At 75.2% G+C, this 11,667-nt stretch carries 10 protein-coding genes; 6 read left to right on the top strand and 4 right to left on the bottom strand.

Going from position 1 to position 11,667, the window contains the following annotated elements; translation table 11 throughout:
- The first annotated feature begins 26 nt into the window (after window positions 1-26).
- The 5 genes from ACFVXN_RS13110 (at window position 27) to ACFVXN_RS13130 (ending at window position 6,624) form a co-directional block, all read left to right on the top strand.
- Window positions 27-1,475 carry a trehalose-6-phosphate synthase gene (locus ACFVXN_RS13110; RefSeq protein WP_389232950.1) on the top strand — a complete coding sequence of 483 codons (1,449 nt, stop codon included), beginning with the start codon at window positions 27-29 and terminating at the stop codon, window positions 1,473-1,475.
- Window positions 1,472-2,344 carry a trehalose-phosphatase gene (gene otsB / locus ACFVXN_RS13115; protein ID WP_389232953.1) on the top strand — a complete coding sequence of 291 codons (873 nt, stop codon included), beginning with the start codon at window positions 1,472-1,474 and terminating at the stop codon, window positions 2,342-2,344. Before ACFVXN_RS13110 ends, otsB begins: the two co-directional genes overlap by 4 nt.
- A gap of 9 nt (window positions 2,345-2,353) precedes the next feature.
- Window positions 2,354-3,985 (top strand): PQQ-binding-like beta-propeller repeat protein, encoded by a 1,632-nt coding sequence (locus ACFVXN_RS13120; RefSeq protein WP_389232956.1) that lies wholly within the window; start codon window positions 2,354-2,356, stop codon window positions 3,983-3,985.
- 159 nt (window positions 3,986-4,144) lie between these two features.
- Window positions 4,145-5,269, top strand: a complete 1,125-nt coding sequence (locus tag ACFVXN_RS13125; RefSeq protein ID WP_389232959.1) for an ABC transporter ATP-binding protein — start codon at window positions 4,145-4,147, stop codon at window positions 5,267-5,269.
- Between the two features lie 83 nt (window positions 5,270-5,352).
- Window positions 5,353-6,624, top strand: a complete 1,272-nt coding sequence (locus ACFVXN_RS13130; RefSeq protein WP_389232962.1) for a DUF4032 domain-containing protein — start codon at window positions 5,353-5,355, stop codon at window positions 6,622-6,624.
- A gap of 15 nt (window positions 6,625-6,639) precedes the next feature.
- Here ACFVXN_RS13130 and ACFVXN_RS13135 read toward each other — a convergent pair whose 3' ends face one another.
- The 4 genes from ACFVXN_RS13135 to ACFVXN_RS13150 all read right to left on the bottom strand — a co-directional run bounded on the left by ACFVXN_RS13135 (window position 6,640) and on the right by ACFVXN_RS13150 (window position 10,628).
- Entirely contained in the window at window positions 6,640-7,125 is a 486-nt protein-coding gene (locus ACFVXN_RS13135) for a pyridoxamine 5'-phosphate oxidase family protein (protein WP_389232965.1), read from the bottom strand.
- 70 nt (window positions 7,126-7,195) lie between these two features.
- Window positions 7,196-8,197: a 23S rRNA (guanosine(2251)-2'-O)-methyltransferase RlmB gene (gene rlmB / locus ACFVXN_RS13140; protein ID WP_389232968.1), complete on the bottom strand. Its 1,002-nt coding sequence runs from the start codon at window positions 8,195-8,197 to the stop codon at window positions 7,196-7,198.
- Window positions 8,197-9,636, bottom strand: a complete 1,440-nt coding sequence (cysS, locus tag ACFVXN_RS13145) for a cysteine--tRNA ligase (protein WP_389232971.1) — start codon at window positions 9,634-9,636, stop codon at window positions 8,197-8,199. Before cysS ends, rlmB begins: the two co-directional genes overlap by 1 nt.
- An 11-nt stretch (window positions 9,637-9,647) precedes the next feature.
- Entirely contained in the window at window positions 9,648-10,628 is a 981-nt protein-coding gene (locus tag ACFVXN_RS13150; protein ID WP_389232974.1) for a LysR family transcriptional regulator, read from the bottom strand.
- 72 nt (window positions 10,629-10,700) lie between these two features.
- Between ACFVXN_RS13150 and ACFVXN_RS13155 the strand changes: the two genes are divergently transcribed.
- The gene (locus tag ACFVXN_RS13155) at window positions 10,701-11,666 is read left to right on the top strand and encodes an EamA family transporter (protein ID WP_389232977.1); all 966 of its coding nucleotides are present in this window, start codon (window positions 10,701-10,703) and stop codon (window positions 11,664-11,666) included.
- Window position 11,667: the final 1 nt, after the last annotated feature.

Here is an 11,667-nt window from a genome sequence, read left to right on the forward strand (position 1 = left end):
GACGACACCAAGGAGCTGATGGATCCGTGACATCTGCTGGTTATGACCTGGTCGTCGTCGCCAACCGGCTTCCGGTCGACGTGACGCTGGGCGACGACGGCAAGCCGAGCTGGACCCGGTCGCCCGGCGGTCTCGTGACCGCCCTGGAGCCGGTGGTGCAGAACTCCGACGGCGCCTGGGTCGGGTGGGGCGGCTCCGCCGACCTCGAGCTCGAGCCGTTCGACGCCGACGACATGCGCCTCGTGCCGGTGAAGCTCACCGAGGACGACCTCACGCTGTACTACGAGGGGTTCTCGAACGACACCCTCTGGCCGCTGTACCACGACGTGATCCAGCCGCCCACGTTCCACCGGCAGTGGTGGGACGCGTACCAGCGGGTCAACCGCCGGTTCGCGAACGCCGCCGCCGAGCAGGCCGCGCCCGGCGCCACGGTGTGGGTGCACGACTACCAGCTGCAGCTGGTCCCGCGGTACCTGCGCGAGCTGCGCCCCGACGTGCGGATCGGCTACTTCCACCACATCCCGTTCCCCCCGCTGGAGATCTTCGCCCAGCTGCCGTGGCGGCTCCAGGTGGTCGAGGGGCTGCTCGGCGCGGACCTCATCGGGTTCCAGCGCGGCGGCGACGCCGCCAACTTCGTCCGCGTGGTCCGACGCCTGACCGACAAGTCGACGCGCGGCCAGATGATCACGCTGACCGACGGCGACGGGCGCACCGAGCGGCACGTGCGCGCCGCGGCGTTCCCCATCTCGATCGACTCCCACGCCTTCGACCGGCTCGCGCGCACCCCCGAGGTCCAGGCCCGGGCGAAGGAGATCCGGCACGAGCTCGGCGACCCCGAGGTGCTGCTGCTCGGCGTCGACCGGCTCGACTACACCAAGGGCATCCGGCACCGGATCAAGGCGTTCGGCGAGCTCCTCGAGGACGGCCGGCTGACGGTGGCGGACGCGACGCTGGTCCAGGTCGCCTCCCCCAGCCGGGAGAACGTCGGCGCGTACCAGCAGCTGCGCGACGACGTCGAGGTGCTGGTCGGCCGGATCAACGGCGAGTACGGCGAGCTCGGCCACGCCGCCGTGCACTACCTGCACCACTCCTACCCGATGGAGGAGATGGCGGCGCTCTACCTCGCGGCGGACGTCATGCTGGTCACCGCCCTGCGCGACGGCATGAACCTGGTGGCGAAGGAGTACATCGCCGCCCGCTCCGACGACCGCGGCGCCCTGGTGCTCAGCGAGTTCACCGGCGCCGCGGACGAGCTCGGCGGCGCGGCCATCCTGGTGAACCCGCACGACATCGCCGGGCTGAAGAACGCGATCCAGCACGCCGCGAACATCGACCCGCGCGAGGCCCGCAAGCGGATGCGCCGCCTGCGCCGCCGCGTGCTGGAGAACGACGTCGCGCACTGGTCGGACTCGTTCCTGTCCGTCCTGACGGCCGTGCCCGTGCGCGGCCGCACCGGCGAGGAGGAGGCCCGGTGACCGGGGCCCCCGCACCGCACGGCGACCACCCGGCGCACGACGACCCCGCGGCGCACGACGGCCCCGCCCTGCGCGCGCTGCTCCGGGAGGTCGTCGCCGACCCGGCGCGCCTGCCGCTGCTCGTCGCGCTGGACTTCGACGGCACGCTCGCCCCGCTGCAGGACGACCCGGAGGCCTCCCGGATCCTGCCCGACGCCGTGGCGGCGCTGCGCGACCTCGCGCGCCACACCGACGTCGTGCGGCTCGCCCTGGTGTCCGGCCGCCCGACCGGCGACCTGCACCGCCTCGCGGACGTGCCGCCGGGCACCGTGCTGATCGGCAGCCACGGGGCCGAGCGGTCCCGGGTCGGCGCGCACGGGCTGGACGCCGACGTCATCACCCTGACCGACGACCAGCAGGACCGGCTCGACCGTCTCGGCGCCGAGATGCAGGCGGTCGCCCGCGGCCGCGACGGCGTCTGGGTCGAGCAGAAGCCCGCCGCCGTCGCGGTGCACACCCGGATGGCCGACCCCGCGGTCGGGGACGAGGCCGAGCGCGACGCCCTCGTGGTCGGCGGGCGCCTCGGGTCGAAGGTGCTGCACGGCAAGAAGGTCGTCGAGGTGTCGGTGCTCGACGCCGACAAGGGCGCGGCGCTGGTCGCGCTCCGGGACGAGCTCGGCGCGCGCACGGTGCTGAGCGCCGGGGACGACGTCACCGACGAGCACGCGTTCGAGGCCCTCGGCGCCGACGGGGTCACCCTGAAGGTCGGCCCCGGGGACACGGTGGCCCGGTTCCGGGTCCCCGAGCCGCAGGACGTCGCGGACCTGCTCGGCGGGCTCGCCGCGGACCTGTCCGGCGAACCCCTCCCGGGAGCGCCCGCCGGGGCATAGGTTGCCCGCATGAGCAGGGCCCCGCGGGACGCCATGCAGGACGTCGAGGTCGTCGACGTCACCGCGGGCGCGCCCGGCGACGGGCGTCGGCGCGCCGACCCGGGGCTCCACCCGGGCGCCGACCCGGACGCCGACGCCGCGCACGCCGCCCGGGTCGCGCGGCGCCGGCGCGCGGCGCTGCGCTGGTGGCCGCTGCCGGTCGTCCTGGTCGCGGCCGTCGCCGGGACGCAGCTCGTGCTGGACGCCCGCGAGCGGGACCGGGTGGCCGCCCGGCAGGAGGTCGAGGGAGTGCTCCGCGACGTCGACCCCCGGCTGCCGGTCGGCCGGGTGCTCGACGGCGACCTCACGGCGGTGTCGATGACCGGCCTGGACGCGGGCGACCTGCGGATCGGGGTCACGACGCCGCCGTGGGACGACGCGCGCGACCTGGTCGCGGTCGGCGCGGACGGGGCGACCGCCTGGTCCACCTCCCTCGAGGACGCCGGGGCCGCCGCGCCCGACATCGGGCTCGAGTACCCGTCGTGCGACGGCGGCGCCCCGCCGGTGACGACCGTGCGCTGCCTGGTCCTCGACCGCGCGGCGTCCGACCCCGCCGCGTCGGACGACCGCTGGACGGCCGGGCCGCCCGCCGCCGCGCGCCTGGTGTCCGTCGACGCCGCGTCCGGGGAGGTGCGGTCGAGCCGCCCGGTGCCGCCGATGTCGTCCTGGGCGGGCGGCGGGGGGCTGCAGGTGCTGGCGTCCGTGGTCGCCGGGACGCTCGAGGTCACGGCGTGGGACGTCCGGGCCGCGCCCGACGCCCCCGACGACCCGGACGCGACGCCGCTGTGGCGCACGACCGAGCCGCTCGACCGCGGCACCGGGTCCGAGCAGACCGCGTACCCGCCGACGGTGTTCGCCGACGCCGGTCGGGTCGTGGTGCAGGGCGACATCGGCGGCTGGGCGTTCGACGCCGCCGACGGCACCCGGCAGGTCGGCGGCACGGACTACCTCGTGGTCACCCGCACCGGCCACCTGGCGGCGTCCGGCGCCGGGCTCGTCGTGCTCGACGACACCGGGGCGGAGCTGTTCCCGTTGGCCGGGCAGCCGATCTACCTGGGGGTCGACGACGGCAGCGCCCCGGACACCGAGCTCCTGATCACGAGCCGCCCGGGCGAGGGGCGCCTGCTCACGGCCGTCCAGGTGCCGTCCGGCGACGAGCTGTGGTCGGTCGCCCGTCCCCGGTGGACGGACGGTGCGGCCGTGCTGCTCGACGACGTGCTGTACGCCGCGGACGGCGACGGCGTCAGCGCGCTCGACGTGCGCACCGGGCGCGAGGTGTGGCGGACGCCCGTGGCGGCCTCCTCGGAGGTGGGCGGCGGCCTGATGACCGACGGCCGGCGCGTGCTGCTGGTCGCGCGGGCGGACCGGCTCACGGAGGCCGGGTTCACCGTCGGCGCGCCCGAGGACGACAGCGCGAGGTGGGTCGGCGGCGAGCTCGCCGTCCCGCCCGACGGCGGCCTGGGCCTCTCGCTCGCGGCGTTCGACCTCGGCTCCGGCCGGCCCGCGTGGGCGACCCGGCTCCCGCCGGAGGTGCGGCAGGTCTGGGGCCACCGCGGCGACCTGGTCGGCTGGGGCGACGACGTCACCGTCGTCCTCAACTGACACCGGCGGCCATCCCCGCCGGTCAGCCTTCTGTGGCAGGATGACCGTGGACCGAGGGGGGTCGCCAGACCTCCCTCGACCCGTGTCAGCGAAGACACTCTGACACTCTTCACGACGGATCGTCCGGCACGTACCTGCCGGTGAAGGGATCGATGAATCATGGCTACGGTCACGTTCGACAAGGCCACCCGGGTCTACCCCGGCACGGAGCGTCCCGCGGTGGACGCGCTCGACCTGCACATCGAGGACGGCGAGTTCCTCGTCCTCGTCGGCCCCTCGGGCTGCGGCAAGTCCACCTCCCTGCGCATGCTCGCGGGCCTCGAGGACGTCAACGGCGGGCGGATCCTCATCGGGGACCGCGACGTCACCGACGTCCAGCCGAAGGACCGGGACATCGCGATGGTGTTCCAGAACTACGCGCTGTACCCGCACATGACGGTCGCCGACAACATGGGCTTCGCGCTCAAGATCGCCGGCACCCCGAAGGCGGAGATCCGCACCCGCGTCGAGGAGGCCGCCAAGATCCTCGACCTCACCCAGTACCTCGACCGCAAGCCGAAGGCGCTCTCGGGCGGCCAGCGGCAGCGTGTCGCGATGGGCCGCGCCATCGTCCGCCAGCCGCGCGTGTTCCTCATGGACGAGCCGCTGTCGAACCTCGACGCCAAGCTCCGCGTGCAGACGCGTACGCAGATCGCCTCGCTCCAGCGCCGCCTGGGCGTCACCACGGTCTACGTCACGCACGACCAGACCGAGGCGCTCACCATGGGCGACCGCATCGCGGTCCTCAAGGACGGCCTCCTGCAGCAGGTCGGCACCCCGCGCGACATGTACGACACCCCGGCCAACGTGTTCGTCGCCGGCTTCATCGGCTCCCCGGCCATGAACATCGGCACCTTCCCGCTGGTCGACGGCGTCGCGACGGTCGGCTCCGCCGGCATCGCCGTGCCGCGCTCGGCCCTGGGCCAGCTCGCCGCGGACGACAACAGCTCCATCACCATCGGGTTCCGCCCCGAGGCGCTGGACGTCGTCCCCGAGGGCACCCCGGACGCGCTGCCGGTCGTCGTGAACATCGTCGAGGAGCTCGGCTCCGACGCGTTCGTCTACGGCGCGCTCGTGGGCGAGGCCGGCGCCGCGTCGGTCACCTCCGGTGCCGGCGACTCGCAGGTCATCGTGCGCGTCGACCCCCGCCAGGTCCCCGCCAAGGGCGAGCAGATCTGGGTCCGCATCCGCACCGGCGAGCAGCACCTGTTCCACGCCGGCTCGGGCGAGCGCATCGCCGTCTGACGCACAGCACCTCCACGACGACGGGGCGGGACCGGCACGTACGCGGTCCCGCCCCGTCGTCGTCCGATGGGAGAATCGGTTCCATGACTCCTCGCACGCGCCTGCAGATCACCGCGGCCGCGCCCGACCCGGCGCTCCTCGACCTGCCCTGGGACGTGCCGCTCGCCGACTGGCCCGCGGACCAGCTCGCCGCGCTCCCCCGCGGCATCTCCCGGCACACCGTGCGGTTCGCGCGGCTGTCGGGCCGGGTCATCGCGATCAAGGAGATCGGCGAGACCGTCGCCTACCGCGAGTACGAGCTGCTGCGGCAGCTGAGCAAGCTCGACGTGCCGAGCGTGGACCCGGTCGGCGTCATCACCGGCCGCACCTCCCCCGACGGCGAGCCGCTCGAGGCCGTGCTGATCACGCAGCACCTGCGGTTCTCGCTGCCGTACCGCGCGCTGTTCAGCCAGGCGCTGCGCCCCGACACCGCCACGCGCCTCATCGACGCCCTGGCCGTGCTCATGGTCCGGCTGCACCTCGCGGGGTTCTACTGGGGCGACGTGTCGCTGTCGAACACCCTTTTCCGCCGCGACGCCGAGACGTTCGCCGCGTACCTCGTGGACGCCGAGACCGGCGACCTGCACGACACGCTCACCGTCGGGCAGCGGTCGTACGACCTCGAGGTCGCGCGGGTCAACATCATCGGCGAGCTGATGGACCTGCAGGCCGGCGAGTTCCTCGAGGAGGAGGTCGACGCCGTCGCCATCGGCGAGATGCTCGTCGAGCGGTACCACGAGCTCTGGACCGCGCTCACCACCGCCGAGTCGTTCGGCCTGAACGAGCGGTGGCGGGTCCAGGCCCGCATCGAGCGGCTGAACGACCTCGGCTTCGACGTCGGCGAGCTCGACATCACCACCGACCTCGACGGCACCTCCGTGCGGATCCAGCCGAAGGTCGTGGACGCCGGGCACCACTCCCGCCGGCTCATGCGGCTCACCGGCCTGGACGTGCAGGAGAACCAGGCCCGCCGGCTGCTCAACGACCTCGACCAGTTCCGCGCCGCGACCGACCGGCAGAACGACGACGAGACGTTCGTCGCGCACGACTGGCTCACCGAGGTGTTCGAGCCCGCCGTCCGCGCCGTGCCCCGCGCCCTGCGCCCCAAGCTCGAGCCCGCGCAGCTGTACCACGAGCTGCTGGACCACCGGTGGTTCCTGTCCGAGGGCCAGGGCCGGGACGTCCCGATGCGCGAGGCCGTCGCGTCCTACGTGCAGGACATCCTGCCGAACCGCCCCGACGAGGAGTCGGTGCTCGGCGTCTCGGCGGCGGACCTCCGCGAGGACACGGACACCATCCCCGTCGTCCGCGACTGACCCCGGGCGGGCCCGTCAGAGCTCGACGGTCTCGTTCGTCCCCTCGAGCCGGTCGCCGGTGACCTTCGCCTTCACGAAGCTGAGCAGCGTCGCCACCCGGCCGCCGGGCGCGTCCCAGTACTCGGCCGAGTCGGCGCGGACCCGCAGCAGGACCGACTCCGGGGAGTCCGGCCCCTCCGGGAGCCACGCCTCGACCGCGGCGCTCCACAGCTCGCGCTTCTTCGCGACGTCGGTGACGACCTCGGCGGTCCCCGCGAGCGACACCCACGTCGCGCCGGAGCCGACCGCGACGTTCACGCCCGGGTGCGCGGCGACGTGCGCGGCCTTGCGGGACCCGCGCTCCGCGAAGAACCACAGGTCGCCGTCGAACTCCACCTCCTGCAGCGCCATCGGGCGGGCGATCAGGGTGCCGTCGGGTGCGACGGTGGTCAGGACGCCCAGGCGGTGGTCGCGCAGCAGCGCGGCGACGGTGGCGACGGGGTCGGTGCTGTCAGCAGTCATGCGGCCCATCGTCCGGCCACGCGCACCGGCCCGCACCCCAGGACGGGGTGCGGGCCGGTGACCTGCGGTGTCAGGCCTGGCGCTGCCGGGCGACCTCGTAGAGCGCGATGCCCGCGGCGACGCCGGCGTTGAGGCTCTCGACCTCGGACGCGATCGAGATGGACGCGATCGCGTCGCAGTGCTCGCGCACCAGGCGGGACAGGCCCTTGCCCTCGGAGCCGACGACCAGCACCAGCGGGTCCGTCGAGTACGGCAGGTCGCCGACGGTGACCTCGCCGCCGCCGTCGAGGCCCACGATGAAGCAGCCGGCCTCGTGCAGGCGCTCCAGCGCGCGCACCAGGTTCGTGGCCCGTGCCACCGGCACGCGCGCGGCGGCGCCGGCGGAGACCTTCCAGGCCGAGGCCGTCACGCCGGCGGACCGACGCTCGGGGACGAGCACGCCGTGCGCGCCGAACGCTCCCGCCGACCGCAGCACGGCCCCGAGGTTGCGCGGGTCGGTCACGCCGTCGAGCGCCACGACCAGCGGCGCGCGGTCGCTCGCCGCGGCGATGTCGAGCAGGTCCTCGACGTCCCGGTAGTCGTACGGCGGCACCTGGATCGCGACGCCCTGGTGCACGGAGCCGTCGGTGAGGCGGTCGAGCTCCGGCTTGGTGACCTCCAGCAGCGGGTAGCCCGCGTCGGCCGCGGTGCGCAGGATCTCGCGCGTGCGGTCGTCCGCCTCCAGGCGGGTCGCCATGTAGACGGCGGACACCGGGATCCCGGCGCGCATCGCCTCGACGACGGAGTTCCGCCCGGAGACGACCTCCGTCGCCCCCGCGCCGCGCGCCCGGCCCGCGGCCGCGCCCCCGCGACCCGTGGGCCGGTTGCCCGACGGGCGCCCCGTCCCGGTCGCGGCGCGGCGCTCGGCGGCGGCCTTGCGCTTGCCCGCGGGGTGCCAGGCGCGGTCCTCGGCCTTGGGCGTCGGGCCCTTGCCCTCGAGCCCGCGTCGGCTGTTGCCGCCGGAACCGACGGACATGCCCTTCTTGCTGCCCGGCTTGCGCGTCGCGCCCCGGCGCTGGGAGTTCCCGGCCATCAGTCCTCGTCCTCAGTGGTCTGGCGCGCGACGAGAGACCAGCGCGCGCCGGTGGCGTTGTCCTCGACGGCCACACCGGCGGCCGCGAGTCGGTCGCGGATCGCGTCCGCGGTGGCCCAGTCACGGGCGGCCCGGGCCGCGGCCCGGGCGTCGAGCTCCGCGCGCACGAGCGCGTCGAGCGCGGTCGCGTGCCGGTCGTCGGTGCGGGCGGCGCCCCACTGCGCGCCCGCGGGGTCCAGGCCGAGCACGTCGAGCATCGCGCGCACCGCGACCAGCTCGACGCGGACCGCGGCGTGGTCGCCCGCGGCCAGGGCCGTGTTGCCGGCACGCAGGTGCTCGTGCACGGCCGCGAGCGCCTGCGGGACGTTGAGGTCGTCGTCGAGCGCGGCACCGAAGGCCTCGGGCAGGTCGGCCGCGGCGAGCTCCTCCGCGGGCACCGCCCCGACGACCTCGACGGCCCGGTCCACGAACCCGGCGAGCCGGTCCCAGGTGGCCTCCGACTCGGCGAGCGTGTCCGGGGTCCACTCCAGCATCGAGCGGTACTGGACGGCGGTCAGCGCGTAGCGGAGCACGGCCGGACGCACCGTCTCGAGCAGCGTGCTGACCAGCAGCCCGTTGCCCAGCGACTTGCTCATCTTGGCGCCCGACTGGGTCACCCAGCCGTTGTGCAGCCAGTACCGGGCGAACCCGTACCCGGCCGCGCGGGACTGCGCCTGCTCGTTCTCGTGGTGCGGGAACCGCAGGTCCAGGCCGCCGCCGTGGATGTCGAACGTGTCGCCCAGGTACCGCTGCGCCATCGCGGAGCACTCGAGGTGCCAGCCGGGCCGGCCGCGGCCGAACGGGGTGTCCCACGCCGCGGTCGCGGGCTCGCCGGGCTTGGCGGCCTTCCAGAGCGCGAAGTCGTGGGGGTCGCGCTTGTCGGTCGGGCCGCCGTCGGGGGCGGGGGCCATGTCGTCCAGCCGCTGGCTGGTGAGCGCGCCGTACTCGGCGAACGAGCGGACGTCGAAGTAGACGTCGCCCTCCCCCGCCCGGTACGCGTGCCCGGTCTCGACCAGGCGCTCCATCAGCGCGACCATCGCGGGCACGTGGCCCGTGGCCCGGGGCTCGTACGTCGGGGGCAGCACGCCCAGCGCGTCGTACGCCCAGGTGAAGGCGCGCTCGTTCTGCATCGCCCACGCCCACCACTCGACGCCCGCCTCGGCGGACCGGGCCAGGATCTTGTCGTCCACGTCGGTGACGTTCCGGACCATCGTGACGTCGTGCCCGGTGCGGCGCAGCCAGCGGACCAGCACGTCGAACGCCACGACCGACCGCACGTGGCCGATGTGCGGGGGCGCCTGCACGGTCGCACCGCACAGGTAGATGCCGACCTTGCCCGGGACGACGGGGACGAAGTCGCGCACCTCACGGGTGGCGGTGTCGAACAGGCGCAGGCTCACGAGGGTCAAGGCTACCGGTCGCGGGCGCCCGGACCGGGGTCGGGCGGCCCGTCGAACCGGGCGGCCTCGGCGCGCAGGGCGTCCAGCACCCGGCGCACCACCCGCCGCTCGGCCCGGTCGGGGCGCACCAGGACGTCCACCCGGCGCCCGGCGCGCACTCCCGCGAGCGGGACCAGCACCGCGCCGCGCCGCCCCGCGGTGTACCGGGGCAGCAGGCTGACGCCGTGCCCCGCGGCGACCAGGGCCTCCACGACACCGAAGTCGTTGAACCGCTGCACCACGCGCAGGGGCGCCCCGGCCGCGACCCCGACGGCCTCCAGGACCCCCGCGACCGGGAACCCCTCCCGCACCGCGATCCACGGCTCGTCGACCAGGTCCGCCGGGGTGAGGACGTCACGGTCCGCGAGCCGGTGCCCCGGGGGCAGGGCGACGTCCAGCGGCTCGCGCAGCAGCGGGACGGCGAGGACGTCGCCGGGCCAGGGGTGCGCGTCGTGGGGTCGGTGCGCGTCGTCGGGGCGGTGTGCGTCGTCGGGGCGGTGTGCGTCGTCGGGGCGGTGCGCCACGACCAGGTCGAAGTCCGCGGTGAGCGCCGGGAAGTCCGCCTGGGCGACGTCCTCGTCCCCGAGCTCCACCCGCACCCCGTCGAGCCCCGCGACCCGGCGCAGCAGCCCGGGCAGCAGCAGCTCCGCGCCGGACTGGAACGCCGCCACCCGCACCAGCCCGTGCGGCGCCGACCGGAACGCGTCGACCGCGGCCTCGGCCCGTTCGAGAGCCACCGCGACGTCCAGCGCCGCCTCGGCGAGGGCCAGGCCCGGACCGGTCAGCCGCACGCCGCGCCCGACCCGCTCCACGACCTCCGCGCCCACGTCCCGCGCGAGCCCGCGCAGCTGCTGCGAGACGGCCGACGGCGTCAGGTGCAGGACCCGCGCGGCGGCCGTGACGCCGCCGTGGTCGCGCACGGCCCGGAGGGTCGCGAGGTGCCGGGTGTCCATGAAGCGACGCTACAACGTCGCTGCTGATCTTCTCGCTGGTGCTGGACGGTCGGCGGGGTCGACCATCGGGGCATGCCGCTGCGCGACCGCCTCCTCGCCCTCCTCGTCGCCGTGCTCTGGGGGCTGAACTTCCCGGCGATCCACCTGTCGCTCGAGCAGTTCCCGCCGTTCTTCCTCGTCGCGCTGCGGTTCGCGGTCCTCGCGGTCCCCACGATCCTGCTGGTCCCCCGACCGAAGGCGCCGGTGCGCTGGCTGGTCGGCTACGGCATCGGGTTCGGGGTGCTGCAGTTCGCGTTCCTCTACCTGGCGATGGACACCGGCATGCCCACGGGCCTGGCGTCGCTGGTGCTCCAGGCGTCCGCGCCGTTCACCGTCCTGCTCGGCGCCGCGTGGCTGCGCGAGCGGATCACGGTCCGGCAGGCCGTCGGCGTCGGCGTCGCCATCTGCGGGCTCGCCGGGATCGCGCTGCTGCGGGCGGGCGCCGGGGCCTCCGCCGGGCTGCTGCCGGTGGTGCTGACGCTCTGCGGCGGGCTCGGCTGGGCGTTCGGCAACGTGTCGAGCCGGCAGGCGCACCCCGACAGCCCGCTGCGGTTCATGCTCTGGATGTCCGTCGTGCCGCCGCTGCCGATGCTCGCGCTGTCGCTGGTCGTCGACGGCCCCGCGGCGATCGGCCGCTCGCTGACCACCCTCGGCACGCCGACCGCCGCATGGGCCCTGGTCGGGCTGGCGTTCACGGTGCTGATCGCGACGGTCGTGGGGTCGGGCATCTGGACGACGCTGCTGGCCCGGCACCCCTCCGGCGTGGTGGCCCCGTTCTCCATGCTGGTCCCGGTGGTGGGCATCGCGGCGTCCTGGCTGATCTTCGACGAGCACCCGGCCGCCGGCGAGCTCGCCCTCGGCGCGCTGATCGTCGGCGGCGTCCTCTACGCCACCCGCCCACCCCGCACCCCCACCACCCCCGCTCGCGCCACCGAACCCGCGCCCGCCGCCACGCCCACCCCCGCGCCCGCGCCCGCGGCCACCCCGGCGCCGAGATGAC

It is taken from the genome of Cellulomonas sp. NPDC058312 (assembly GCF_042880135.1).
Lineage (GTDB): Bacteria > Actinomycetota > Actinomycetes > Actinomycetales > Cellulomonadaceae > Cellulomonas.

Bases quoted from the DNA above. Each gene is read 5' to 3' on its own strand.
- ACFVXN_RS13120 (WP_389232956.1), top strand. From the start codon at position 2,354: ATGAGCAGGGCCCCGCGGGACGCCATGCAGGACGTCGAGGTCGTCGAC.
- ACFVXN_RS13125 (WP_389232959.1), top strand. From the start codon at position 4,145: ATGGCTACGGTCACGTTCGACAAGGCCACCCGGGTCTACCCCGGCACG.
- ACFVXN_RS13130 (WP_389232962.1), top strand. From the start codon at position 5,353: ATGACTCCTCGCACGCGCCTGCAGATCACCGCGGCCGCGCCCGACCCG.
- ACFVXN_RS13135 (WP_389232965.1), bottom strand. From the start codon at position 7,125: ATGACTGCTGACAGCACCGACCCCGTCGCCACCGTCGCCGCGCTGCTG.
- rlmB (WP_389232968.1), bottom strand. From the start codon at position 8,197: ATGGCCGGGAACTCCCAGCGCCGGGGCGCGACGCGCAAGCCGGGCAGC.
- ACFVXN_RS13150 (WP_389232974.1), bottom strand. From the start codon at position 10,628: ATGGACACCCGGCACCTCGCGACCCTCCGGGCCGTGCGCGACCACGGC.
- ACFVXN_RS13155 (WP_389232977.1), top strand. From the start codon at position 10,701: ATGCCGCTGCGCGACCGCCTCCTCGCCCTCCTCGTCGCCGTGCTCTGG.